This window comes from Orenia sp. (genome assembly GCF_055140805.1).
Window position 1 is genome coordinate 1 of record NZ_JBSQYM010000035.1, and the last position, 25899, is coordinate 25899.

General features: G+C 34.9%; 21 protein-coding genes and 1 pseudogene. 16 read left to right on the top strand and 6 right to left on the bottom strand.

Features of this window, described 5'->3' with window-relative positions; genetic code table 11:
* Positions 1-245 precede the first annotated feature (245 nt).
* The gene (locus ACTCDL_RS05265; RefSeq protein ID WP_463174598.1) at positions 246-1007 is read left to right on the top strand and encodes a MurR/RpiR family transcriptional regulator; all 762 of its coding nucleotides are present in this window, start codon (positions 246-248) and stop codon (positions 1005-1007) included.
* 56 nt (positions 1008-1063) lie between these two features.
* Here the strand turns inward: ACTCDL_RS05265 and ACTCDL_RS05270 are convergent, their stop codons facing one another.
* The 3 genes from ACTCDL_RS05270 to ACTCDL_RS05280 form a co-directional block, all read right to left on the bottom strand.
* Entirely contained in the window at positions 1064-1555 is a 492-nt protein-coding gene (locus ACTCDL_RS05270; protein ID WP_463174600.1) for a PTS sugar transporter subunit IIA, read from the bottom strand.
* A 250-nt stretch (positions 1556-1805) separates the two neighbouring features.
* A complete protein-coding gene (locus ACTCDL_RS05275; protein ID WP_463174605.1) occupies positions 1806-3131 on the bottom strand; it encodes a 6-phospho-alpha-glucosidase in 1326 nt (441 codons plus the stop codon).
* Positions 3132-3321: 190 nt separating this feature from the next.
* Positions 3322-4893 (bottom strand): alpha-glucoside-specific PTS transporter subunit IIBC, encoded by a 1572-nt coding sequence (locus tag ACTCDL_RS05280; protein WP_463174607.1) that lies wholly within the window; start codon positions 4891-4893, stop codon positions 3322-3324.
* Positions 4894-5833: 940 nt separating this feature from the next.
* Between ACTCDL_RS05280 and ACTCDL_RS05285 the strand changes: the two genes are divergently transcribed.
* From ACTCDL_RS05285 to ACTCDL_RS05350, 14 genes and pseudogenes are all read left to right on the top strand, one after another.
* The gene (locus tag ACTCDL_RS05285; RefSeq protein ID WP_463174609.1) at positions 5834-6778 is read left to right on the top strand and encodes a sugar-binding protein; all 945 of its coding nucleotides are present in this window, start codon (positions 5834-5836) and stop codon (positions 6776-6778) included.
* 591 nt (positions 6779-7369) lie between these two features.
* A complete protein-coding gene (locus ACTCDL_RS05290) occupies positions 7370-9211 on the top strand; it encodes a methyl-accepting chemotaxis protein (RefSeq protein ID WP_463174612.1) in 1842 nt (613 codons plus the stop codon).
* 198 nt (positions 9212-9409) lie between these two features.
* Positions 9410-9628 (top strand): sulfur carrier protein ThiS, encoded by a 219-nt coding sequence (gene thiS, locus ACTCDL_RS05295; RefSeq protein ID WP_097017135.1) that lies wholly within the window; start codon positions 9410-9412, stop codon positions 9626-9628.
* Entirely contained in the window at positions 9615-10421 is an 807-nt protein-coding gene (locus ACTCDL_RS05300; protein ID WP_463174615.1) for a HesA/MoeB/ThiF family protein, read from the top strand. The genes thiS and ACTCDL_RS05300 overlap by 14 nt, the downstream gene beginning before the upstream one ends.
* Complete coding sequence (locus tag ACTCDL_RS05305; RefSeq protein ID WP_463174617.1) at positions 10418-10831, top strand: M67 family metallopeptidase; 414 nt, start codon at positions 10418-10420, stop codon at positions 10829-10831. The genes ACTCDL_RS05300 and ACTCDL_RS05305 overlap by 4 nt, the downstream gene beginning before the upstream one ends.
* Positions 10832-10990: 159 nt before the next feature.
* A complete protein-coding gene (locus tag ACTCDL_RS05310) occupies positions 10991-13321 on the top strand; it encodes a sulfurtransferase TusA family protein (RefSeq protein ID WP_463174646.1) in 2331 nt (776 codons plus the stop codon).
* Positions 13322-13399: 78 nt separating this feature from the next.
* Entirely contained in the window at positions 13400-14620 is a 1221-nt protein-coding gene (locus ACTCDL_RS05315) for an O-acetylhomoserine aminocarboxypropyltransferase/cysteine synthase family protein (RefSeq protein ID WP_463174619.1), read from the top strand.
* Between the two features lie 147 nt (positions 14621-14767).
* The gene (gene cysC, locus ACTCDL_RS05320; RefSeq protein ID WP_463174622.1) at positions 14768-15400 is read left to right on the top strand and encodes an adenylyl-sulfate kinase; all 633 of its coding nucleotides are present in this window, start codon (positions 14768-14770) and stop codon (positions 15398-15400) included.
* A 113-nt stretch (positions 15401-15513) separates the two neighbouring features.
* A complete protein-coding gene (locus tag ACTCDL_RS05325) occupies positions 15514-16905 on the top strand; it encodes an SLC13 family permease (protein ID WP_463174624.1) in 1392 nt (463 codons plus the stop codon).
* A 49-nt stretch (positions 16906-16954) separates the two neighbouring features.
* Positions 16955-17440, top strand: a complete 486-nt coding sequence (locus ACTCDL_RS05330; RefSeq protein ID WP_463174626.1) for a hypothetical protein — start codon at positions 16955-16957, stop codon at positions 17438-17440.
* Positions 17441-17553: 113 nt separating this feature from the next.
* Positions 17554-18705, top strand: coding sequence for a sulfate adenylyltransferase (gene sat, locus ACTCDL_RS05335; RefSeq protein WP_463174628.1), 1152 nt, complete (start codon positions 17554-17556; stop codon positions 18703-18705).
* A gap of 264 nt (positions 18706-18969) precedes the next feature.
* A complete protein-coding gene (locus ACTCDL_RS05340; protein WP_463174631.1) occupies positions 18970-20664 on the top strand; it encodes an adenylyl-sulfate reductase subunit alpha in 1695 nt (564 codons plus the stop codon).
* Positions 20648-20983 carry a 4Fe-4S dicluster domain-containing protein gene (locus ACTCDL_RS05345; protein WP_463174633.1) on the top strand — a complete coding sequence of 112 codons (336 nt, stop codon included), beginning with the start codon at positions 20648-20650 and terminating at the stop codon, positions 20981-20983. Before ACTCDL_RS05340 ends, ACTCDL_RS05345 begins: the two co-directional genes overlap by 17 nt.
* Before the next feature lie 192 nt (positions 20984-21175).
* Positions 21176-21577, top strand: a pseudogene (locus ACTCDL_RS05350) (S-ribosylhomocysteine lyase); the annotation flags it as partial.
* Positions 21578-21841: 264 nt separating this feature from the next.
* Here ACTCDL_RS05350 and ACTCDL_RS05355 read toward each other — a convergent pair.
* Together ACTCDL_RS05355 and ACTCDL_RS05360 are read right to left on the bottom strand one after the other, a co-directional pair.
* Entirely contained in the window at positions 21842-22540 is a 699-nt protein-coding gene (locus ACTCDL_RS05355; RefSeq protein WP_463174634.1) for a pirin family protein, read from the bottom strand.
* A gap of 124 nt (positions 22541-22664) precedes the next feature.
* On the bottom strand, positions 22665-23921 hold the full coding sequence (locus ACTCDL_RS05360) for an ammonium transporter (RefSeq protein WP_463174638.1): 1257 nt from the start codon (positions 23919-23921) through the stop codon (positions 22665-22667).
* 188 nt (positions 23922-24109) lie between these two features.
* On the opposite strand from ACTCDL_RS05360, the gene ACTCDL_RS05365 reads away from it, so the two are divergent.
* The gene (locus ACTCDL_RS05365; RefSeq protein WP_463174640.1) at positions 24110-24448 is read left to right on the top strand and encodes a P-II family nitrogen regulator; all 339 of its coding nucleotides are present in this window, start codon (positions 24110-24112) and stop codon (positions 24446-24448) included.
* Positions 24449-24600: 152 nt separating this feature from the next.
* Here ACTCDL_RS05365 and ACTCDL_RS05370 read toward each other — a convergent pair whose 3' ends face one another.
* Positions 24601-25623: a methyl-accepting chemotaxis protein gene (locus ACTCDL_RS05370; protein WP_463174643.1), complete on the bottom strand. Its 1023-nt coding sequence runs from the start codon at positions 25621-25623 to the stop codon at positions 24601-24603.
* Positions 25624-25899 lie beyond the last annotated feature (276 nt).

A 25899-nucleotide genomic window follows, 5' to 3' on the forward strand; every position in this document is an offset into this window, starting at 1 on the left:
CTTTTTATAATGATAAATTTACTAGCCACAGGTTTCAACCTGTGGAGATGATGACATGTTACACTACGGGTTAAAACCCGTAGCTAAAACTTAAACTGTTGCAATATAACCATTAAGCTTTATTTTGATGTTGCAGATTTTCAACTACTTGTAGCAGTTGAGCCATAGGAGAAGATTTGTTAGAATAAAGTTATAATAGTTAATAATCTAGCTTAAATAAAAATGGATATAGAAGGGAGAGGTTGATGATTAGATTACAAGAGGCGATCAATCAGCATTATGATAAGTTAAATGAGAGTGACCAGTATATTTTAAAGTATATCTTAAAGAATAAACGAGAATGTGCTGAGTTAGGAATCAATGACCTTGCTAAAAAATGTAATGTCTCTAGAACAACGATCTTTCGTTTAGCCAAGAAATTAGGCTTTAAGGGCTATAGTGAATTTAAATTCAACTTGAAGTTAGAGGAGGAACGCGAAGATTTAGTAGAGAGAAATTATATTCAACAGTTTTATCAGGATATTAACGAAACTGTTAAGTTGCTTCAAGAGAAGGACTTTACTGGCATCTCTAAGCTAATTTATGATGCAGAGCGGGTTTTTGTCTATGGGACAGGGACAGCTCAAATGGCTGTTGCTAGAGAGTTAAAACGAACTTTTTTAATTGCTCATAAGTATTTTCATGTAATTGAAGGCTATCGAGAATTGGAGGTTATCACTCCTAGTATTAAAGCAGAGGATATAGTTATCTTTATCTCTTTATCAGGAAATACTACCTCTTTTCAAAGCTGTGTTAATGAGCTAGCGATGAAGGAGATTGAATTTATCTCAATTACTAAACTCAGTAATAACAAGCTCTCTAGGATGACACCTCATAATTTATATATTCCAGTCTCATCTTGGAGTTATAAGAATGGGAAGAAGGATCCCTTTGCTGGTTTCTTTATTCTAACAGAGACCTTACTTAGAGAGTATGTTAGTTATCAAGAGGAAGTAGAAGCAAATTAAAATCTAATTAAAATCTAATAAAGAAGAGGTTCTCCTCTTCTTTATTAGTAACTTAGTTATATTAATTCACATTTTAATACTAGGTCTTGATAATTGACTTTAGAATGAGAGATTTGGATAAAATTCTTTACCTTATCTTGATAATTAGTAACTACTACTGGAGTAATAATTTCTTTATTATTTGCCTCTATAAAATCAATATCAAAGTTCAACAGGTGATCACCAACCTCGATTGAATCACCAGTATTGACCATCACTTCAAAGCCTTCTCCGTCTAACTCTACAGTATCTAGACCTACATGGATTAAGATTTCCAGTCCATTGACCGTTTCAATTCCGATAGCATGCTTAGTAGCAAAGACCTGTTTGACTGTACCTTTAACTGGGGAGAGTAACTTACCTTGATTAGGAATTATAGCAAAGCCATCACCGACCATCTTTTGAGCAAAGACTGGGTCAGGAACCTCGGACAATTCTATAATATCTCCACTTAAGGGTGAGTAGATCTCTACAACCTCCCTTTTAGGTTGAAATAATTTTTTGAACATATCCTTCACCTCCATATATTGAGATTGAGTTTGAGACTAAGTTTAATTATAGTTATCAAACTTTAGAATGAAACAATAGAAAGATAGTGTGACACTTTTGTATCAGGAATCGGGAATTTGGAATCAGTCTGTTTTACTGATAACTGGTTCCTGACTCCTGATTCCTAAAAGTATCGCAATATATCCATTAAATTACACTTCAGACTTGGAAATCTATATACTTAGTCTCAAACTTAGAATTAATAATCTCTTAGCTCAATTCTGGCCAAAACTTTTGATTAGCCTCAATTAATTCATCTAAGATATCTTTGGCCACCTTGGCACTTGGCACTGTTTTTGATAAAGTAAGTGCTTGCCATAATTTTTGATAGGAGCCTTCTGCCCAGGCTTCTACAGCCAGTTTTTCCACAGCTAGCTGTTGCTCCATCAATCCCTTTTGGAAGCGGGGAATCTTTCCAATAGATAGTGGCTCTGGTCCATTGCTACCAACGATGCAAGGAATTTCGACCATTGCCGTAGGGTCAAAGTTCTCAATTGCTCCATTATTCTCTACAATCAAGATCATTCTCTCTTGGGTATTATAAGCAATTGCTCTGGCTAGATCGACAATATAAGAAGCATGGGCATCAACCTCTAATTGACAACCTTCAGTAGATTGATTTTCAATTACCTTCCTACACTCTCCAAAGACAAACTTCTCTCGGCCATCCATGACCTCATTAGCCCGAGTATATTCCTTATTAGAGTGTTCTACTACATAATCTGGGAAGAGATAGTACTTCAAATAGGTATTTGGTAATGTATCTGGGTCTGTTGCATAGATATCTCTAGCCTTAAGGAAGGTATTCTTCCAGCTATCATCCATATGTTGATTATCAGCATTTGGAACTAGATATCCTCTTTCAGCTACATACTCTTTGATTTTTGGTATTAGGTCATTACCTTCCTTATCGGTAATACTTGACCACCAGCCAAAGTGGTTTAGTCCATAGTAGCGGACAATCATCTCTTTGCGAGACTTTAAACCTGCAATCTTAGCCATCCGTCGCTCATTTCCTACAGGCATATCACAGATATTTAATACCTTGGAATTTGGACGTAGTTTTCGAGTAGCTTCAGCTACAATAGCTGCTGGATTAGAATAGTTTAATAGCCAAGCATCTGGAGAGTATTCCTCCATATAATCTATAATCTCTAGCATTCCACCAATTGAGCGCATTCCATAAGCAATTCCACCAGGACCACAGGTCTCTTGACCGACTACATTATATTTTAAAGGTATCTTTTCATCCAACTCACGCATAGCATATTTTCCAACACGGATATGAGCCATCACAAAATCTACATCGCTAAAGGCTTCTTGAGGGTCTATAGTTGCTAGAAATTCAATCTCTGGTGCTTGCTCCTTTAAGATGATCTCACAAGCCTTAGCAATAGTATCTTGGCGCTTCTTATCATTATCATAGAACTTAAGCTTGCGGATTGGAAACTTATCTAAATTATCTAATAACATCAATACAATCCCTGGCGTAAAGGTACTTCCTCCACCAGCGATTACTACAGAAAACTTCTTCATAATTATCTCCTCCTTGACTTATATATCTTATTTAATACTTCATTGTTGCTAATTAGCAACAATGAAGTTAATTTATTTATCAAAACAATTGTATCCTTATAATCTTATAAAATTATAGCTGATTAACTTATATAATTATTAACTTATAATCAATTAACTTAATTATTAACTTATAAACTTATCCTTTAATTTAGACTGTTAAGTTATTATTGAGTAGGCTTTCTAACTCATCTCTAACCTGTGGGACAGATAATCCTACAATTACTTGAATTGCTGTTCCATTTCTAACGACTCCATGGGCTCCTGCTTGACGGAATATACTATCATCTAATAACTTGGTCTCATCTTTGACAGAGATACGCAGTCGGGTAACACAGTTGGTAACATCGATGATATTCTCACTACCACCTAAGGCCTCTAAAAAGACCATTGCTTGGCTATTATCTGCTGAAGAACCTTGTTTCTCTTTATAGTCATTCTTTGTATAAAGCTTAGTCTCTTCACCCTCTACTTCACGACCAGGTGTTGGTAAGTCAAACTTTAAGATCAGATAACGAAAGACAAAGAAGTAAATAGCTGTAAAGGATAAACCAATGATAATCTGTGTTATATAAGTACCTGAATGGTATTTAAATAATGGTAGCCAGTTCTGTGCTGCAAATTCAATTAGTCCTCCACCAAATCTCCCCACAACTCCAAAAGCAAAGGAGGTTGCCGCTAAGGTTGCTGCTAAAGCTGCATGAACTACAAATAACATAGGTGCAATAAATAAGAAAGTAAATTCAAGTGGCTCTGTAACTCCAGCTATTACTGCTGTTAAGGTAGCTGGAATCAACAATCCTGCAACAACCTTCTTCTTCTCAGGTTTAGCAGTAAAGTAGAGTGCTAGGGCAATTCCCACAGAACCAAAGACCTTAGATGAACCATGGAGGCTAAAACCACCTGCAGGAAACATCTCTTTTAATGAATGGGCAGAGGTTGCAAAATCAGCCAAATGTTGAGGCCAGTAGGCTGCAATACCATTCTCTACTACAGCTGGTCCATAGATAAAGGGTCCATAGACAAAGTGATGTAGACCAGTTGGAATTAATAAGCGTTCTAAAAAAGTATATAGCCAGACCCCAAAAGCACCTGAGGAGGTTAAAAGCACCTGTAATGATCCAATTCCACTTTGAACCTTAGGCCAGATCAGACAAGTCAGAAAGGCTACAGGAATCATTACAAAAAAGCCGACAACTACAACAAAGGAAGAGCCTTGAAAGATTCCCAAAAACTCAGGTAATTTTTTATCATAAAACTTATTGTGCAGGTAGACAACGATACTTGAAATCAAGATTGCTCCAACCATTCCAGTATCCAGAGTCTTAATTCCAGCAATCATAGTTAAGCCACTGGTACGCCCCATTTCACCTACAAAATCAATCCCAAAGCTAGCTCCCCATAATGAAAGCATAGCATTGATAAAATAGTTGAAGGTTAAATAGGTGACTAAAGCCTCCAAACAGGCACGGGCTGGTGCTTTTTTAGTTAAACCTATCGGTAAGCCGATTACAAATAGAAGAGGTAGCTGGCGAAATACCGTCCAAGCACCTTGTTGGATGATAAACCAGATTTGATACCATAATCCATCAGGATTGGCTATAGCACCCACAATATCTTGATTCATAAAGAGAATGCTTAGACCAACAGTCATACCAGCAAAGGCAAATAATAAAACAGGTACGAACATTGCTCCACCAAAGCGTTGAATCTTTTCCTTCATAATATATCACCATTCCTTATTTAATTTTTGTAAAAATTTAAAATTTCAAGAAAGTACTTTCTTTAATCTCATAATAGCAAATAAAATTATCCTTTACAATAGAATCAGGTCAATCAGTTCTTAATCACGTTAATCTGTAAACTTTCACAAAAAGTTGTGAAAGTTTACAGCATTGTAAGAATAGGAAGTTGGAGGAGTTCTTATAATTTACAGTACTAAATTCTATATAAGATAGCTGATGGGGATAAATCAGCAGTAGAATAGTGATAGTAGTCTTAAAACGGAAATCTTATTTATTTTTGAACCTGAAAAAGAGGATAAGAGGGTTTCTTGTAGAAAATTATAAGATATAGGAGTCGTTTATTAATCTATTATAATATAGATAAACAACTCTAGAATGAAACAATAGAAGGATAGTGTGACACTTTTTGGAATCTGGAATCAGTCTGTTTTACTGATAACTGGTTCCTAACTCTTGATTCCTAAAACTATCGTAATCTACCCATTAAGTTGCATTTTGAATTCATATAACTATACAAAGGTGCTTTATTGAGGAATAGTTTCAATGAAGAGTAACTACATAGTTATCAATTTTAGGTTTAAGTATAAATGAAACTTTAATAGATAGTAGATATGTAGGTATTAGCTTGATTAGTTTTTTGTAAAAAATATTTACTTTTATCATTATTTTCAGAATATTCAGTATAATTAGAAAAAAATGGTGACTAGACTACTACTCTTATCCTAAAGGCAGTTGCAATTAATAATTTCTTAAAAGTGAGGGTATAAAGGTTACTAAATTAAGTAATTCCAAAAGTATTAGATAGGGGAGGTGAGTGGTAGTTATTAACAACTTACTAATTTGATTTTATGTATCATCAATTCACATCTATGTATAACTACAATTAAATTATCAAATTAATTAAAGGGGGAGTTACTAATGTTAAAGAGAAAAGGTGTTCTTCTAGTTTTATTTCTATTATTAGCTACTATGGTCTTAGCTAGTTGTGGTCAGAAACAGAGTGCTCAAAGTGATCCAAATGAAGAGAAGGTCTTTGTCCTGGTACCAAAGTTAGTTAGTCACCCTTATTTTAAATTGAGTGCAGAAGGTATGGAACAAGCTGCTGCAGATTTCAATGTTGATGCTCGTTTTGTAGGACCACAAAAAGCTGATGCTGCTAAACAAGTCTCTACCATTGAGAACCTAATAGTTCAAGGCGTTGATGGGATTTCTATCTCTCCAGTAGATGCTAATGCAATTAAACCAGTTATTAAACAAGCAATGGATAAAGGTATTAAAGTAATTACCTTTGATGCTGATGCTCCTGGTAGTGGAAGAACTGCCTATATTGGAACAGGTAATAAGGCTGCTGGAAAGAAAGCTGGAGAAGCAATGGCTAAGAAGTTAAAGGGTAAGGGTAAGGTAGCTATTATGACTGGACAGCTAGGAGCAGAGAACTTAAATCAAAGAATAGCAGGATTTAAAGAAGCCTTCAAAGGTACTGATATTGAAGTTGTTAAGGTTGAAGCAAATAATGATGACATGTCCTTAGCCTTAAGTCAAGCTGAAGCATTATTACAAGCCTATGATCTAGATGGTATCTTTGCCTCTAGTGCTAGTGGTGCACCTGCTGCTGCTCAAGCCTTAAAGAGTAAGGATTTGGTAGGAGATGTAGTTATTATTGGATTTGATGATATGCCTCAAACCTTAAATTATATTAGAGAAGATATTGTGTACGCAACTATCGCTCAACGACCTGATTTAATGGGATATAAGTCAGTTGAATTATTATTAAAGCTAACAGAAGGTGGAGAGATTGATGAATTTATCGACACTGGAGTCGCTGTTGTAACTAAAGAGAATATCGATACTTATAAAGAGTAACTTATAAAGCAAAATGTTTGAATTTTAAGAAAATTGGGGCATTTATTATTTGACTGCTAAAGTGGAGAATGCCCCAATTTAAGTATAAGAAGTAGAGCTGATTTGGTATCATTCTACTTATAGTAAGTCAAGAAGAGCATTAGAAGCTTTTTAGATGTCAAAGATTTATTTTGGAATAAGGTAAAGTTTACAGATTAATAAATCAAAACAAAGTTGAAGAGGTTATTAGGATTTTATAAATTGACTTATAATTTGGATTGAAATATTATTTTAGATGTGTAAATTTAAAATGAAACTTAATAGGGATATTACGACACTTTTAAACCCCAGTGTATAGTGTATAGTTGAGAGTTGATAGTTAAATTCAAAACCTTAAAACATACAAGCTTTTAATTTTTTAACTATCCACTATACACTATCAACTATCAACTATCAACTATCAACTCGAAAGAAGTGTCGCAATATCTCTATATAAAGATAGATTTAAATTGTTCTATAATCATGAATTTGTATAGCCTATAATCTATAGTAATTATTTATTATTTTTAATCTAAATTTATTAATCCACTTTAAATTGAAGGGGGCATATGTATGTTTGTTATAGATTACTTAAATAAAAGTCTCAAAAAGAAGTTGATTTTAACTTTATTGTTAATCACTATATTGCCAATACTTATCTTAGGGTTGGTAAATTATAATAAAGAAAAAAATCTAATGACAGAACAGGTCTTTTTATATAATAAATCTTTAGCAAATGATTTAGGAGTAAAGATAGATTACTATATACAAGAGAAAATGAATCAAATTAATTATTTGGCTAGTGAGAGTTATTTAACAAGAGATGACCTATTATCTTTTCAAGAATTATATCAAGGTTTTGAAGTGGTATATCTCCTGAACCAAAGTGGTGTGATAGATGCTATTAGTGAAGATGGATTAGAAGTTGAAAATAATTACTATGGTGCCCCATGGTTTCAGAATGCTATTTCAGGTCAAAACTATATCTCTAACTATCACTATTCAGAGTTTATTGACAAGCAAATTATTCAATTTGCCATACCGATAAGAGATAATGATAAGATAATAGGAGTTTTAGGTGCTGAGATTAATTTAAATGAGATAGAAAAGATAGTAACGAACACTATAGATGATACAAAAAATAGTGAAGTTTATCTGATAGATAATACAGGAAAACCACTAATATATAATAAAGAGAAGGAAGCTACAATAAACAGTAAACCATTTCAATCTCTTATTCAATTTGTTTTATTGAAGGGTAAGAATGGAGTAAAAGAGTATAAGGATGAAAATGGAGTTAACATACTTGGGTCATACAAATTCATTAAAAAATTAGGCTGGGCTATTATAGTCCAGCAATCTAGTGATAAGGCCTTTGCTGAACTTAGAAGGGATTTATGGATTAAATTGATTTTAATTCTTGGTGTTGGAGTGTTGGTAGCTTTTATCGCCTTAAAGATTAGTAAAAATATCTTTACCCCAATCGATGAGCTTAAAAAGAATATGAAACGGGTCAGTAAAGGTGATTATAGTAAAAGGATTAATATTGAGCGACAAGATGAGATAGGTGAGTTAGTTGATAGTTTTAATAAATTGATTGAACAGCAGATAGATATAATCAGTGATTTAAAAGATAATAGTGATAAGATATCTGCTACAAGTAAAAATCTCTTTAAATCAGCTGATAAATCTCATAATGCTAATGAGAATATGGCAGAGTATATAGAGGATACAGTTCATTCTATTCAAGATATAGCGGCAATCAATCAAGAGATAAGTAGTTTTTCTGAGGAGACAACAGCAAGTACCCAATCTGGAAAAGAACAGATAGATGAAGCAATGCTTCAGATTACTAAAGTAAATGACTGTATTATTCAGGCTAATCGAGCTAGTAAGGAATTAGCAGAAGAATCTAAGAAGATAAAAGAGATAAATAATTTGATTACTAATATTACTGATCAAATTAATTTATTATCTTTAAATGCAACAATCGAGGCTGCTAGAGCAGGAAAAGCAGGACTGGGCTTTGCAGTTGTTGCTGAAGAGATTGGAGATTTAGCTAAGGAGACTGCTAAAGCTACTAATAATATTAATAAAACAGTTGGTGAGGTTGAGTCAGGAATAGAGAATGTATTAGATTTAGTTTCACAAGGAACTAAAGAGGCAGAGATAGGAGATAAGATCATCAAAGAGGTTGCCCAATCCTTTGAGGAGATAGCTACTGCTATCGAAGAGACCTCATTACAACTGCAAGATGCTAGCCTCTCAACTCAGCAGGTATCTGAAAAGAGTGAAGAAGTAAAAGATTCAATTGAAGATATGAATTTACTCTCCAAAGGTGTCTCTGATATATCTTTTGAATTAGATGATATGTCAGATAGATTGAAGAATATTATCAATAAATTTAAGATTTAATTTTAATAACTAGTTTTAATTAAACCCCTTCTAGCAGAAAGGGGTTTTTTGTATGATTACTTAGATAAATAGCTAATAATCTTTTTTTGGAATAATTCCCACTAATTTTATTGACATACCAGGGATAATATGATAATCTTTTTAATAATATAAATACATGAAAACAAAGTGGAATACTAGGAAATGGAGTGGTGGAGAATGAAGATTAAGGTTAATGGTGAAGCAGTAGAGTTGGAAAAAGAGTTGACAGTTAGTGAATTATTGGTAAAGCAAGATGTAGATATGCCAGATATGGTATCAGTAGAATTAAATGGTGAGATTTTAGATAGAGATACTTTTTCAGACACAGTTGTAAAGGATGGAGACCAAGTAGAATTTCTCTACTTTATGGGTGGTGGAGCAAGTGTACGATTTTAGTGAAGAGCAGTTACAGAGATATTCAAGACATATTATTTTGCAGGATGTTGGTGTAGAAGGACAAGAGAAATTGTTAACTAGTTCAGTACTTATTATAGGAACGGGAGGGCTTGGAACACCAGCAGCACAATTTTTGGCAGCAGCTGGTATCGGCAAGATTGGTTTGGTAGATGCAGATAGAGTAGAATTGTCTAATCTACAGCGTCAAGTCTTACATCATACACCTGATGTAGGTAAGTTAAAGGTACAATCGGCTAAAGAGAAGATCAATGCGATGAATCCTGATGTAGAGGTCAAGACCTATGACTACTACTTGACTTCACAGAATATCAAAGAGGTTATTAGAGAGTATGATTTTGTAATAGATGGTACTGACAATTTTCCAGCTAAATTCTTAATCAATGATGCCTGTGTAATGGAAGGTAAGCCTTTCTCCCATGCAGGAATCATTAGATTTGGAGGGCAGACAACAACTGTAGTTCCAGGAGAGGATACACCATGTTATAGATGTATCTTCCCTCAGCCACCAAAACCTGGTTCAGTCCCTTCTTGTAAGGAAGCAGGAGTTATCGGGGTAATGGGTGGAGTGATTGGAACTATCCAAGCAACAGAGGCTATCAAGTATATCTTAGGAAAAGGTGAGCTCTTAACTGGAAAATTACTAACCTATGATGCTTTAAAAATGGACTTTAGAAAGATCAATCTCAAGAAGAGAGAGAACTGTGGAGTTTGTAGTGATGATCCAGAGATCACAGAATTAATCGATTATGAACAAGGAGTCTGTGAATTATGATAATTAAACTATCTAAAGAGCTATACCAAAAGCTACTTAAGCATACTCAAGCCGAATTTCCTAATGAAGGCTGTGGTTTAGTGGCTGGAGTAAAGGCTAATGAGGAAATTGAAATCAAAGATATATATACAATGACCAATCTAGATGCTTCAGCAGAGCATTTTACTATGGATCCTAAAGAACAGTTTGCAGTGGTCAAAGAGGTTAGAAATAAGGGTTATGATTTGATTGGGAATTATCACTCCCATCCTTTTACCCCTTCTAGACCATCAGAAGAGGATAAAAGGTTGGCTTATGATGAAGATGCAATCTACTTTATCCTATCTTTAAAGGATGAAGAACCAGTATTAAAGGCTTTTAAGATTGAAGAGCAGAAGAAGGTTACCCAGATAGAGATTATTATTACTTAATAATTTACAGTGTACAATTGACAATTTACAGTTAAGTTCAAGATTATAAAGTAAATATTTAAAGAACTTAAAAAGAATAAGTCTTTATTTTTAAGGTTGTAACTGTACATGATACATTGTAAACTGTACACTGTACACTAAAAAAGGAAGGTGAAGAATATGAGTAATCGACCGATTTTTAATATTCCAGATACAGTTAAAGAAGATACCAATAATTATCCCAAATTAGTCGAACGCTTTGTAGCAAAAGACTTAGATGAAGCTAGATTTAAAGGGCGTAGAGTTCCAATGGGAATCTATAGTCAAAGAGGTTATGAGCCTGGAGAAGAGAGATATATGGTCAGAGTTAGAGTTCCAGGTGGAGTAGCCACTAAAAAGCAACTAAGAACTTTAAATGAGTTGAGTAAAGAGTATGGAAATGGATATGTTCATATTACCACTAGACAGGATGTACAGATTCACCAAGTGAAGATAGAGGATACACCAGAAGTACTATTTAAGCTATTAGAGGCTGGTTTAAGTCCACGAGGTGGTGGAGGTAATACTGTTAGAAATATCTTAAATTCTGCTAGAGCAGGGGTCAATCCTGAGGAAGCTTTTGATACTACACCCCATAACTTGGCTTTAACAGAATATTTGATTAAGACACGTTCTTCCTTTAATCTACCAAGAAAGTACAAGATTGCTTTCTCCTCGGACCCTAAAGATGATTCTTTAGCTACATTAAATGATTTAGGTTTTATAGCTACCAAGCAAGATGGTAAGAGAGGCTTTAAAGTATATGGAGCAGGAGGAATGGGAGGCTCTTCAGAATTAGGTATAGTTTTAGAGGAATTCGTAGAAGAGGATAAGATCTTCCATATAGCAGAGGCTATTAAGCGATTCTTTGATGAGCATGGTGATCGTAGTAATAAGCATAAGGCCAGACTACGTTTTGTCAGAAAGCGCCTTGGTGATGAAGAGTTTGTCAATAAGTATAAAGAGTACTTAGCAGAAGTATTAGCAGAAGATTTAGAGGTTGAAGAGCTAACTAGATATGAGGAATTAAGATCAGCTAAGGGAGAAAAAATTGATTTAATAGCTGATTATCTTTATCCAGAGAAGGTAGAGGGCTATTATTCTTTAGAGCTTAGAATGGAGAATGGAGATATTAGCTATGATGAATTTAATTCATTATTAGACTTATTGGATAATAATGAGATATCTATCAGGACTACTATTAAACAAGGCTTATTAATCAGAGGGGTTAAAGCGCAAGATTTAGCAGGGTTAATTGAACAGATTAATCAAATTAACTCTAATCTAGTAGTTACTAATAGGGGAACAATGCCTGTTTCTTGTAAAGGTGCATCTACTTGTAAGCTAGGCTTATGTATTTCACCTAATTTATCAGAGGCTATTAGAGAGAAACTAATTACTTTAAATGATAAAGTGCAAGCATCATTACCGCAAATTTATATCAGTGGTTGTCCAAATGTCTGTGGACAGCATATTATCGGTAATATTGGTTTTGAAGGTAAGGCTAAGCGATATAATGATAGATTGGTTCCTCACTATGCATTATTTTTAGGAGGAAATGTAGAGGAAGGTAATAGTAAGTATGGAAAGGCAGTTATAGATATTCCTGCTAAACGAATCCCAGAGTTTTTAGCAGAGTTAGCTAAATTATTGGCTGAAGATGGAGATTATAACCGGGCTGATTTTAATGATTATCTAGAAAAGGGTGGAAAAGCTAAGATAGTTGAACTGGCTGAACAATTCATTGAGATTCCTACTTATGAACAAAATCCAGATATCTATAAGGATTGGGGTAAGCAAGAAGACTTCTCCTTAGCAGGTAGAGGACCTGGAGAATGTGGAGCAGGTGTAATGGATATCATCCAATTGGATATCAATACTGCAAAATCTAATTATAGTAAAGGAATCAAAGCAGAGGATAACAATGAACTTTATAAAGCAATTATCAATACTGCTAGAGCGTTATTGGCTGTAAGAGGAATAGATACCGATAAGGATAGAGTTATTTTAGCAGAATTTAAAACCGAGTTTATCGATAAGAATTTGGTGGATAATCATTATAGTGAGATTTTAGATGCGGCACTAGATTATAAGCTAGGAGATATTGATAGTCTATTGTCTTATCAAGACCAGATTGATGCTTTAATTGAACGAGTAGACTTCTTATTCAACTCTTTAAATGCTAAATTGGAGTTTGAATTAGAAGAAGTTACTAGTGATAATAATAATGAAGATAAGAATATCTTAGATAATAAGGTGGCAGATTTAAGGGGAGTTAAATGTCCAATGAACTTTGTCAAGGCTAAGGTGGCAATAGCACCTCTTAATTCAGGGGATATAATAGATATTTATTTAGATGAGGGAGCACCGATAGCTAATGTTCCTCAGAGTCTGGCTTCAGAAGGGCATGAAATCCTATCTAAAGAGAAGAGAGAAGACGGTTCATATAGCTTAAGAGTTAAAAAATCGTAGTGTCAGTGTGAGATAAAAGGTTTAATTGTTTTACTTACACTCACACATACTACTCACACTAATAAGGAGGAGAATATAATGGACTTTGAGACGAAGTTGGTAAATTTGAAGATCAAGGATCAATATGGTGCGACAAATACCCCAGTTTATTTAAATAACTCTTTTGCTTATGATAATGCGGAAGATTTAGAGAAGGTATTTAATAATCGTGCCTTGGGATATACTTATTCAAGAATTAGCAATCCTAGCACTAAAAGTGTAGAGGATAAATTAGCTGGCCTTGAAGGTGGAAAACAGGCGATAGTATGTGCATCAGGAATGGCTGCTATCTCTACAGCTACTTTGACTTTATTAGAAGCAGGTGATGAATTTATCTCAACTAGCTCTTTATTTGGTGGGACTTATAATCTTTTTAAGAACTATCAAAAGTATGGAATTAAAGCACGTTTCAGTCAAGGTATTGAAGCTGAGGATATTGCAGAGCTGATAACTGATAAGACAAAGTTCGTCTTTTTAGAGACCTTAGGAAATCCTAAATTGGATATTCCAGATATTAAAGGGATAGCTAAACTCTGTGAAAAGAATCAGATTCCATTGATCGTTGATAGTACAGTCACAAGCCCTGTTTTAATCAAACCAATTGAGCTAGGGGCAAATCTGGTAATCCATTCAACTTCAAAGTATATCAATGGTACCTCCAACTCGATTGGTGGAGTGATTGTTGATGGAGCAAACTTTGATTGGACTGTTTTTGATAATTTTGCTGATTATAAGAGGTTTGGTAAATTAGCCTTTAGTGTTAAAGCTAGAGGAGAGGTCTTTAAGGACTTTGGACCTTGTTCATCGCCATTGAGCTCTATGTTAAATGAATTGGGGATTCCTACTTTAGCTTTAAGAATGGAAAAGCATTGTCAGAATGCATTGGAATTAGCCGAATTTTTGGCAGAGCATCCAGAGGTAAAAGAGGTTAATTATCCAGGTTTAGAGGATAATCAGTATAATCAACGGGCTAAAAAATTATTTGCTAATGGATTTGGTGGAATGTTGACCTTAAGAGTTGGTAGTAAAGAGAAGGCTTTTGAAATCATAAATAATTTAGAGTACTTCTATAACTTAGCTAATATTGGTGATGTTAAGTCCTTGGTGATTCATCCTGCATCTACAATTTATGCTGGTAATACGGTAGAAGAAAGAGAGTCACTAGGAGCTTATGATGATTTAATTAGGGTCAGTGTAGGAATTGAGAATGTAGAAGACCTTAAAGCAGACTTTGCACAAGCGTTAGTTAAAAATAGTTGATAGTGGACAGTGTATAGCTGATAGTTAAGTTCAAAAGATGGTGTTAGTATAAAATCATTGTCAAATCAATCTTTTTCATTTTTTTAAGTTTTAACTATCAACTATCAACTGTAAACTATACACTAATAAATCGGGAGGAGTTTGAGTATGGAGGAATCGACTAATAAGAATATAGTTTGGCATGAAGGAAAGGTAAGTTATCAAGATAGGTGTGATAATTTAGATCAAGAGGGTTTAGTTGTCTGGTTTACTGGACTTTCAGGAGCTGGTAAATCTACTATTGCTGTAGAGGTTGAAAAGGAATTGATTAAATTAGGTAAGGCTGTTTATCGTTTAGATGGTGATAATGTACGCCATGGTTTGAACTCAGATTTAGGTTTTACTGCTGAGGATAGAAATGAGAATATCCGTAGAATTGCTGAAGTGGCAGCATTATTTAAGGATGCAAGTTTGATTACCTTGGCTTCTTTTATCTCCCCGTATCAGAAGATAAGAGATTTTGCTCGACAGAGAGCAGGCAAGGATAACTTTATTGAGGTTTATGTTAAGGCTGATGTAGAAACCTGTGCAGAACGTGATCCAAAAGGCTTATATGAGAAGGCTAAAAGTGGAGAAATCAAAAACTTTACTGGAATCTCTGCTCCTTATGAAGTTCCAGAGAATGCTGATTTGGTCTTAGATACTGTTGAATTATCGGTAGAAGAGGCAGTAGCAAAGGTATTAGAGGCGATTGATAAGAGACAGGGGATAATTAAGAAGAAATTACAGGCAATAGGATAAAGAGCAGTTAATAGTTGAAAGTGTATAGTGGATAGTTAGAAGAATAATTTAATTCCTTTAATTATCAACTATCAACTATCAACTTTAAACTAGTTAAAGTAAGGGTGATGGCGATGTTTAAAAGGCTTAAAGATTTTATTATTATTGGTGGAATCATACTATTTTTATCGGTGTTATTATTGCCACAACCTGAAGGATTGACTGTAGCTGCTAAGAATTCTATTGCTCTGTTTATACTCTGTTTGAGTCTGTGGATTAGTAATGCTATTCCTTTAGCAATTACCAGTTTGTTGGGGATAACCTTGATTCCACTATTGGGTATCTTAGAGTTGGATGAGGCCTTTGCCCTTTTTGGAAATAAAGCTATCTTCTTTATTCTGGGAGCTTTGATTTTAGCAGCTGGGATTTATCAAACTGGCTTAGGCTCTAGAATTGCCTTTAGTATCTTAAAGAAATTTGGTCAAAGCCCTCGGAAATTACTGTTAGGAATATTATTAACCTCTGCTTTATTGTCCTGTATCATGCCAGAGCATGCAGTAGCGGCTTTATTATTACCGATTATCTTAGAGGTAGCTACTAGTCTAGAGTTAAAGCCTTTAGAGAGTAATTACGGGAAGCTATTATTCTTATCTATGGCATGGGGGGCAATTATTGGTGGAATAACGACTTTTTTAGGGGGAGCACGAAACTTATTGGCAGTGGGTTTGCTTGAGAAGAACTATGATATTTCCATTGGCTTTTTTGAATGGATTAAGTATTCTTGGCCAATTCCTACTTTAATTTTATTGGTGACTTATTTTATAATTGCTAAACTTGTAAAGATAGATATAGATAGTATAGAGTTGGCAAGAGAGACCTTAGAAGCAGAGATAACTAGCAGAGGAGCAATGTCTAACAAGGAAAAGAAACTGATGTTAGTTTTAATAGCTGTGCTCTTTAGTTGGTTATTCTTATCTTCTGTAATTGATATAGCTATTACCTCTATCTTAGGGGCAGTATTGACCTTTGCTATCCAGGTAGTAGAGTGGCGTGATATTGAGGAGTATGTCAATTGGGGTGTGATTTTAATGTATGGTGGAGCAATTGCAGTAGCCACCTCTTTGGTAAGGACAGGTGCTACCAATTGGCTATCTGAGGCTGTTTTTGTTCATCTGAATCTATCGCCTTTTATCTTTCTGATATTTTTAGCCATCTTTACTATGTTACTTACTGAAGGGATTAGCAATGCAGCGGCAGTGGCGATTATTCTACCTTTAGCCTATAGTATAGGGGATATCTATCAGATCAATCCGATTATTATCACCTTATCTGTTGCTCTGCCAGGAGGTTTGGCCTTCTCTTTACCGATGGGCTCACCCCCTAATGCTATTGCCTACTCTTCGGGATATTATAGAATTAGCGATGTAGTTAAATTTGGTCTGATATTAATGTTGGTCTCCTGGCTAGCGTATATGTTAGTTGCTAAATTTTATTGGCCACTGATAGGGTTAAAGATTTTAATGTGATAGATATGTTAATTACAAACTTGAATCATCAGGTGGTGTTGATATCTTAATGGAAAAAGTAATGTTGTTATTATTCAGTTTCGCTTCCTTAGATAAGGTTATTGAAGACTCTTTTAAATTATTGACTAAGGAGAATCAATTACAGGTGATAGCAGTATTAGAAGAAGAGCTTCCTGCATCATTACCAAAGCTGATCTCTCAGATAGGTTTTTTAGGAGAGAAAGTAACTGAAGATGTAAAGGAGATCATCCTAAAGGAATATAAGAAAAGAGGGGTTGAGACTCTAAAATCCATCTCTGCAAAGGGAAGGGAGGAAGGTTATCAAGTTAAAGTAGAACAGATAGCTAAAGCAGCCCTACCTAATTTAAAGCAAGATTTACAGCAAAGAGAATTTAGTCAGTTGATAATCAACTATACTCGTGATCAATTTATCTCTAAAGATGTACTAGCATATGAGATTGATGAGTTCTTAGAAGGTTTAGATATACCTTACAAGATATATTATGATGGTAAATTAGCAACACAAAAGCAGTGAGTAGTGAGCAGTAAACAAGAATTAAAGGTAAGGTAAATTATTTTATTAGGCAGTATAAGTATGTTTTATGTTAAAAAATATAACGATAAAAGAGATATAAGGGAGTTGTTATAATGTTAATTGAAGCCCATGGTGGAAAGTTAGTCAATAGAGTACTAGAAGGAGAAGAGCGTGAAGAATTACTAGAGAAGGCAGCTAAGATGCCACAGTTGAAGTTGAGCTTAAGAGATTTGACTGAGGCTGAAAATATAGCTATTGGACTTTATAGCCCTTTAGAAGGATTTATGACTGAAGATGACTATACTAAGGTTGTTGAAGAGATGTACTTAAGTAATGGCTTGCCTTGGACTATTCCAGTAGTATTGGGAGTTAGTCAAGCTAAGGCAGAGAATTTAGCAGTAGGTCAAGATGTGGCTTTAACTGATAGTGAGGGTACTGTATATGCGGTTTTACATTTGGCTGATAAATATGAGTATGATCAAGAGCAGGAAGCTCAGCTAGTATATAAGACTACAGAGACTGAGCATCCAGGTGTAGTAAAGGTTTATGAACGTGGTGAGGTCTTATTAGGTGGTAAAATCTCATTATTAAGAAGAATTGAGCATAAGCTATTTAATGAGTATAGGCTGGATCCAAAGGATGTTAGAGAGTTAATTAAAGAGAAAGGCTGGAATCGGGTAGTAGGCTTCCAGACTAGAAATCCTATACATAGAGCCCATGAATATATTCAAAAGTGTGCTTTAGAGATCTGTGATGGGTTATTATTAACACCATTAGTAGGTGAGACTAAGGGGACAGACGTACCAGTAGAGTATCGAATTGAGAGCTATGAAGTGGTAATGAATAGGATTTATCCTCAAAATAGAACAGGTTTGGCAGTGTTTCCAGCAGCAATGAGATATGCAGGACCAAGAGAGGCAGTATTCCATGCTTTATGTCGTAAGAATTATGGTTGTACCCACTTTATCGTTGGTCGTGACCATGCAGGTGTTGGAGATTATTATGGTACTTATGAAGCCCAAGAGATGTTCGATAACTTTACACCTGAAGAGATAGGTATTGAACCATTACGCTTTGACCATGCTTTTTATTGCAAGGAGTGTGAGAGCATGGCTACTGCTAAGACATGTCCTCATGGTCAAGAAGACCACATCTTCTTAAGTGGTACTAAAGTACGTGGCTTATTAAGAGATGGACAGAGACCTCCAAAACAGATGACTAGACCAGAGGTGGCAGATGTATTGATTAAGGGAATGGCGAAATAATTTACAATTGACAATGCACAATGGGCAATCAAAGTTAAATTCCTAAAAATATTGATTTTGCTTCTTCCGCGAATTTTGTGAAAAATTTGATTGATAACTGATAATGAAATATAAGAAATCGGTTATTTTGACTCCAGATTCTAGATTCTTAAAATTATATCCTTATCTATAACTAGTGTTAATCACAAAGTTCGTTGTTGAACCAATCTTTTTAATTGTCCATTGTCAATTTTACATTGTACATTGTTAAAGAGGGTGGTGAAAATGAATAATATTGAAATTGTTAATTTGAAGACTGATATTTTAATTATTGGTGGTGGAGCTGCTGGCTGTTATGCAGGGGCTAGAATCAAAGAAGAGGACCCTAAGGCTGATGTCCTAATAGTTGATAAAGCCCATATCAAGCGGAGTGGTTGTCTAGCTGCAGGAATTAGTGCAATTAATGCCTATCTCAATCCTGGAGTAACTCCCAAGGATTTTTTAGATTATGTCAAGAAGGATTCAGAAGGTTTAGTCAGGGATGATTTGGTTTATACTCTGGCTCAGGGATTGAACAAAGCAACCCATTGGCTTGAAAAGTGGGGTTTACCCTTCTTAAAGGATGAAGTAGGTAATTATGTAGCCAAGGGTAAGCGAAGTGTCAAGATTAATGGTGAGCATATTAAACCGATTATAGCTAAAGCTGTTCAAGAGAGTGGAGTAGAGGTTTTAAATAGGGTCAATATTACTAATTATATAGTAATAGATGGTCAAGTTAGAGGAGCCTTTGGTTTTTCTGTCAGAGAGAATAAGTTCTATGTGATTCAAGCTAAGGCTGTTATCTGTGCTACAGGAGGAGCTGCTGGTATTTATAAGCCTAATAATCCAGGTTCAGCTCGCCATAAGATGTGGTATTCTCCCTTTAATACTGGAGCTGGGTATGCTATGGGGATTAGGGCTGGGGCAGAGATGACAACCTTTGAAATGAGGTTTATCGCTTTAAGAACTAAGGATACCATCTCTCCTACAGGAGTTTTGGCCCAAAGCTTTAAGGCAAAGCAGGTTAATGGGGAAGGTATAGAATATCAAGGAGAGTATAAGAAGAACTCTACTCCCTATAGATTACATGCTACTTTAGAGGAGAATAAAGAGGGGAGAGGGCCTTGTTACTTAGATGTGACTCATTTAAGTGATGAGAGCAATCATCGTTTAAAGCGAGCCTATTTAAATATGTCTCCAGGAATTGTCTTAAAGTGGGCTGATGGAGAGATAGAGCCTAATCAAAGTCCAGTAGAGATATATGGAACAGAACCTTATATCGTAGGTGGTCATTCCCAATCAGGCTATTGGGTTGATAGTAAGAGAAGAAGTACCATAGCAGGTCTATATGCAGCTGGTGATGTGGCTGGAGGAGCACCTAAAAAGTATGTTACTGGAGCTATGGTTGAAGGTGAGATAGCAGGGCTTGATGCTTTAGATTATATTAGAGGTAGAGATTTTGTAGATCTCTCTAATAACCTTATCAACAGAGAGTTTGATAGAGTATTCTCTCCTTTGGAAAAGGAGGAAGGCTTTCTTCCAGAGGATCTTGAAGAGCGATTACAGAAGGTTATGGATGAATATGCTGGAGGTATTAGTACTAATTACCGTTTAGATGAAGGCAAATTAATCATGGCTAGACAAGAGCTTGGAAGGCTAAAAGAAGATTTGACCAGAGCCAAGGCGGAAGATGTCCATCAGCTGATGAGTTTACATGAGGTGATTGATCGAGTAGATGTGGCTAGAGTACTTGTAGAACACTTATTATATAGAAAAGAGACCCGTTGGAGATGTTATCAAGAGAGGGTTGATTATCCTAAAAAGGATGATAAAAACTGGTTTAAATTTGTCAACTCTAAGTATAATCAAGAGCTTGATCAGATTGAAATCATCGAAAGAGAACATATAAGGTTAGGTGATTTAGATGACAGTCAAAATTGATAAGAACTTATGTAATGGCTGTGGGAGTTGTAAAGAGTCTCGTTGTATGTTAGTCTGTCCTGGCAATTTATTATACAAAAATGAAGATAATCAAGCTAAGATCAGGGATAAACGGGAATGCTGGGACTGTGCTGCTTGTGTCAAGGAATGTCCAAGGCAAGCAATTGCTATGTATCTGCCAGCAGAGGTTGGGGGCAGAGGTTCTACCTTGCAGGCACAGGATTTTGGTGATAAAATAGTATGGAAGCTAAAGAAATTAGATGGTAGTATAGAAGAATTTAATATCCAGAATAAATTATTATTTAATTCAAACTTGTAAGCATATCATGTTTTATGGTGTGCTTATTTTCTATTAGAGAAAGGTTAAAGGCTATCTTGCTAATAGAGGAAATGATATAATAGGAAGGGTATTGTGACACTTTTTATAATGATAAATTTACTAGCCACAGGTTTCAACCTGTGGTGATGATGACATGTTACACTACGGGTTAAAACCCGTAGCTAAAACTTTAAGGTCAGCGCACCTTTTGCTAGAAAGGCTGGTACTATTGAGACACCTAAAGGTGACATTATCACTAAATTTGATTTAAGGTTTCTCCAGCCTAATCAAGAGGCAATGCCAACAGCTGCTCTTCATGGCTTAGAACATTTATTGGCAGGCTTTATCAGAGAGGAATTAGATGATGTAGTAGACTTATCGCCAATGGGTTGTAGAACAGGCTTTTATCTAATCCTAGTAGGAGAAAGAAGTGAAGAAGAGGTAACTGTTGCTTGGATTAATGGGCTTAAGAAGGTCTTAGAGGCTGAGGAAATTCCAGCAGCAAATCCTGTTCAATGTGGTAATTATAAAGATTTATCTTTATTTGGAGCTAAAGAGTATGCTAAGATTGTTTTGGAAGGTCTATTGAAGTAGTAATGAGTTACGAGTGAGAAGTGATGAGTAGAATTTAAATGTAGCTTTATATAGAGATAGTGCGACACTTTTTATAATGATAAATTTATTAGCCACAGGTTTCAACCTGTGGTGATGATGACATGTTACACTACGGGTTAAAACCCGTAGCTAAAACTTGAAGTGTCGCAATATACCCAAAAACTCTTATTTTTAAAGAAAATAAATATTAGATAAAAAATAAGTCCCTAGCTAAAAGCTAGGGACTTATTTCAGTTATACTTATTAAATTAAATCTATTAAGATAATCTCTGCTCTATTCTGTGTAGCTAAAGTTATTTGAGAATTATCTTCTATTTGGGCAGAATCTCCTTGAGCCAAATCGTAATTGTCATTTAATTCTAAAGAACCTTCAATAACAAATAAATAGACTTTACGCTTATTTTTTAAGCTATAGGATAATTCATTATTAGCTTCTAAGGTAGCCAGATAAATATCTACATCTTGATTGATACTTAAAGTACCTTCTTGACTATGACCCGAGACGATAGGGAGTAGCTTATTTAATTGAGCATCTTTACTAAAGTCTTTCTCTTCCCAGCTAGGTGCTACATCTTTATCCTTAGATTCAAACCAAAGCTGAAGAAAATGAACCTCCTCATCTTGGGAGTAGTTATGCTCTGTATGCTCCACACCACTACCTGCTGTTATTCTCTGTACTCCACCAGCATTTACTAAGCCAACATTGCCAAGGCTATCTTCATGGCCCAATCTTCCTTTAATTACATAGCTGATAATCTCCATATTACTGTGAGGGTGGATATCAAAGCCTTCACCTGCTTTAATAATATCATCATTAAAAGCCTTTAACACACCAAATCCTTGATTCTTTACTTTATTTTTTTGAAAAGAAAAACTCAATTTACATTCAATCCAATCACGTTTAACTGTATATCGATCGTCTGATGGGATTACTTTTATCATTATATTCTCCTCCATATGATTAATTATATTATAGTAAAATCGTCCCATCTGAGTTATCTCAAGCAATGAGCATTTGATATCAGATAAGGACGACCTTGGTTATCTTTTCTTATGAATTAATCTATTAAACTACATTTAAATTATTTTCTTTATAATCATCTAATGAGTTCACTACTCCTAAATTCTCTTCAGGGTAAGCCTCTAAAGAATGAGTTGATAAATCTGAACCTAATTCTTCTGCAGAAGCCGACATTCTAAAGCCAAGAGTTTTGTCGATAACTAGGTAAACTAAAGTTCCTCCTGCTAAAGCCACAACTATTGCAGATAATGTTCCTAATAATTGAGAAGTAAAGGTTAAGCCACCAAGACCACCAAATATTTTTTTGGTGAAGATTCCAGAAGCAATTCCACCCCAGCTTCCTACTAAACCGTGTAAGACAAAGACACCTAAAACATCGTCTATCTTAAATACTTCTGTCTCTATAGTAAATCCTTTAACGAAGATAACTGATGCTATTCCTCCAACAACAAAAGCAGCCAATGGATGATATAAGTTAGAACCTGCACAGACAGCAACTAAGCCAGCTAAAGCACCATTGTGGATAAAGACAGGATCATTTTTAGAGATAACTAAAGCTACTAGTATTCCTCCAACCATAGCAAATAGAGAGTTGATAGCTACTAATCCTGAGATATCACCTAAATTTTGAGCACTCATTACATTAAATCCAAACCAACCAACAGCTAAAATCCAACTTCCTAAAGCTAAGAAAGGTACATTGCTGATTGGAATAGGGTGGCTTTTGCTTTTGCTATATCTTCCTTTTCTTGCACCTAAGATTAAGATTGCAGGTAAGGCCAGCCATCCTCCAAAGGAATGAACAACGACAGAACCAGCATAATCACTAAATTCAGCACCACCAATAGACTTAATAAATCCTTGAAATACTGCAGAGTGTTGTCCCCAGATTAATGATTCAAAGAAAGGATATAACACTCCAGCAAAGATAGCTCCTGCAATTACTTGAGGCCAGAACTTTGCTCTTTCAGCAATTCCTCCTGAGATAATAGCAGGAATACAAGCTGCAAAGGTTAATAAAAAGAAGAATCTTACTAAACTAAAGCCCATATCAGCACTCATCAATTCACTAGCAGGTTTAACAAAATTTATACCATAAGAGATTGGAAAGCCTACTAAGAAATAGACAACAGTTGAAACAGCCCAATCAGTTAATATTTTTACTAAAGCATTTATTTGGTTCTTTCTTCTAACAGACCCTACTTCTAAAAAAGCAAATCCAGCATGCATTGCAAAAATCATTATTGCTCCTAACAATAAGAATAATACATTAGTACTTTGAATTAAATTATTTAAATTCATCTTGATTACCCCTTTATGTATTTTATTTTAACTATAAACAATTATAAACAACCTCACAATCAATGTCAAGTATTTTTACATAAACCTTACGCGAAGCTGACATTTGTCATTTTCTAGCCAATCTAAAGGTAATTGTATCTTCTTGTAGAATATATTTATTAAGAGTAGAGATTAAGGAGGAATTGAGTATGAGAAAGATAGAAGCGATAATTAAACCAGCAAAATTAAATGTAGTTAAAGACGCTTTAAATGAAGTTGGTCTAAAAGGGATGACTGTAACACAAGCTAAAGGTTTTGGAAGACAGAAGGGTAAAAAAGAGATTATCAGAGGTGCTGAATATAAGGTTGATTTCTTATCTAAGGTTAAATTAGAAATTGTCTGCAAAGAGGATGATGTAGAGAAGATAATAGATATTATCATTGCTAATGCTAAAACTGGAGAAATAGGTGATGGTAAGATATTTATCTATCCAGTTGAAGAGGTAGTTAGAATTAGAACTGGTGAAAGAGGAGTAACAGCAATATAGACATAGTTAGCTGATTATAGAGATTTTAGAATTTAAGATTAAGTTTGAGTCTAAGTATCATTACTTCATAGATTAAAGCTAGTAATATCGTATGATTTTATATTATAATAAATAAACAAGGTGGGCAATTGCCCACCTTGTTTATTTATCAATTAAAGCTCAATACTTTCAATTAGATTATTGAATCCTTGAGCAATAGTAGCTAGATTTTGAGAAGAGAGAGTAACCTCATCAGACATGTTTTGGATATCTCGCGCTGCTTCTCTCATCTCTTCACTATGGTTAGCTAAATCTGTTGTAGCTGTAGCGATCTCTTGAGTCTGTTTTGCTGCTTTAGAACTTGATTCTTCTAGATTAAAGAATACATTTGCAACCTCTTTGGTAATTTCATGACCTTCTTGGGCTTGAACTTCTACTTCTACAATGACATTAGAACAGGTCTTTGATTGGGCTTGGACATCTGTGATTAAAGAGGCAATATTTTGAGTAGAACGATTGGTCTGTTTGGCTAATTGTCTTATCTCTTCTGCTACCACTGCAAACCCCTTGCCATATTCACCTGCTCTAGCAGCTTCTATTGAAGCATTTAGGGCTAAAAGGTTGATTTGATCAGCTATACCATCAACAGTCTGAACAATTCCTCCAATTTCTTTAGAAGTTCCATTTAATTGTTCAATTACCTTGACTGCTTTTTCTACAGACTGGTTAATATTAATCATGTTTCGCAATGTCTGAGTAATCTTCTCTTCACCAACATAAGCATTATCATTAGCTTTTTGGGCAGCAATACTGACCTCTTCTGTACTGGCAGAAATCTGTTTAATAGTTGCAGTTATACCATCTACTAACTCTGTAGTAGTTTTGATGCTAGCATTTCCCTCTTCTGATAGGGCTGAAAGTTCCTCACTATGGGCAGTCAAGTCCTCCATAGCTTCTGAAACCCTTAATAAGACAACTCTATTTCTTCCTGTGATAAAAGATAGAATTAGTAAGAAGGTTATAGCTTCTATGATGTGAATAATATATTCAACATTGACATAGTTACCTAAGAGCTTGTCCAAAAACTGGCTAATAAGAGGACTGATAAAGACCAAAATTACAAGTAGATTAATTTTGGATTTTATTCCTAAATGTATCTTTCTAATCAAATCACTAATCAGTTCATTTCCTTTCATAAATGCCACCTCTTTTAAGATTATATTTATTAACTGTATTTAAAATAGTTAAATTTATAGTCTATATTTATTTTAATATACGAATATTAAGAGTATATTAAGGAAATATTAACAAAATATTACTAAGATCTTATAAGCTATTTAACTTGCTTATAATTTCAGGTTGAACTTTAGAATGATAGTGCGACACTTTGTGTCGAGTGTGAGCTATGAGTGTGAGTGTGTGTAAAACTTCTTTTTATTGGGGTTTACTCACACTCACACACCCACTCACGC

What these genes read in the sequence shown, in the direction of transcription:
- ACTCDL_RS05265 (WP_463174598.1), top strand. Translation starts at nt 246, where the DNA reads ATGATTAGATTACAAGAGGCGATCAATCAGCATTATGATAAGTTAAAT.
- ACTCDL_RS05270 (WP_463174600.1), bottom strand. Translation starts at nt 1,555, where the DNA reads ATGTTCAAAAAATTATTTCAACCTAAAAGGGAGGTTGTAGAGATCTAC.
- ACTCDL_RS05275 (WP_463174605.1), bottom strand. Translation starts at nt 3,131, where the DNA reads ATGAAGAAGTTTTCTGTAGTAATCGCTGGTGGAGGAAGTACCTTTACG.
- ACTCDL_RS05280 (WP_463174607.1), bottom strand. Translation starts at nt 4,893, where the DNA reads ATGAAGGAAAAGATTCAACGCTTTGGTGGAGCAATGTTCGTACCTGTT.
- ACTCDL_RS05285 (WP_463174609.1), top strand. Translation starts at nt 5,834, where the DNA reads ATGTTAAAGAGAAAAGGTGTTCTTCTAGTTTTATTTCTATTATTAGCT.
- ACTCDL_RS05290 (WP_463174612.1), top strand. Translation starts at nt 7,370, where the DNA reads ATGTTTGTTATAGATTACTTAAATAAAAGTCTCAAAAAGAAGTTGATT.
- thiS (WP_097017135.1), top strand. Translation starts at nt 9,410, where the DNA reads ATGAAGATTAAGGTTAATGGTGAAGCAGTAGAGTTGGAAAAAGAGTTG.
- ACTCDL_RS05305 (WP_463174617.1), top strand. Translation starts at nt 10,418, where the DNA reads ATGATAATTAAACTATCTAAAGAGCTATACCAAAAGCTACTTAAGCAT.
- ACTCDL_RS05310 (WP_463174646.1), top strand. Translation starts at nt 10,991, where the DNA reads ATGAGTAATCGACCGATTTTTAATATTCCAGATACAGTTAAAGAAGAT.
- ACTCDL_RS05315 (WP_463174619.1), top strand. Translation starts at nt 13,400, where the DNA reads ATGGACTTTGAGACGAAGTTGGTAAATTTGAAGATCAAGGATCAATAT.
- cysC (WP_463174622.1), top strand. Translation starts at nt 14,768, where the DNA reads ATGGAGGAATCGACTAATAAGAATATAGTTTGGCATGAAGGAAAGGTA.
- ACTCDL_RS05325 (WP_463174624.1), top strand. Translation starts at nt 15,514, where the DNA reads ATGTTTAAAAGGCTTAAAGATTTTATTATTATTGGTGGAATCATACTA.
- ACTCDL_RS05330 (WP_463174626.1), top strand. Translation starts at nt 16,955, where the DNA reads ATGGAAAAAGTAATGTTGTTATTATTCAGTTTCGCTTCCTTAGATAAG.
- sat (WP_463174628.1), top strand. Translation starts at nt 17,554, where the DNA reads ATGTTAATTGAAGCCCATGGTGGAAAGTTAGTCAATAGAGTACTAGAA.
- ACTCDL_RS05340 (WP_463174631.1), top strand. Translation starts at nt 18,970, where the DNA reads ATGAATAATATTGAAATTGTTAATTTGAAGACTGATATTTTAATTATT.
- ACTCDL_RS05345 (WP_463174633.1), top strand. Translation starts at nt 20,648, where the DNA reads ATGACAGTCAAAATTGATAAGAACTTATGTAATGGCTGTGGGAGTTGT.
- ACTCDL_RS05355 (WP_463174634.1), bottom strand. Translation starts at nt 22,540, where the DNA reads ATGATAAAAGTAATCCCATCAGACGATCGATATACAGTTAAACGTGAT.
- ACTCDL_RS05360 (WP_463174638.1), bottom strand. Translation starts at nt 23,921, where the DNA reads ATGAATTTAAATAATTTAATTCAAAGTACTAATGTATTATTCTTATTG.
- ACTCDL_RS05365 (WP_463174640.1), top strand. Translation starts at nt 24,110, where the DNA reads ATGAGAAAGATAGAAGCGATAATTAAACCAGCAAAATTAAATGTAGTT.
- ACTCDL_RS05370 (WP_463174643.1), bottom strand. Translation starts at nt 25,623, where the DNA reads ATGAAAGGAAATGAACTGATTAGTGATTTGATTAGAAAGATACATTTA.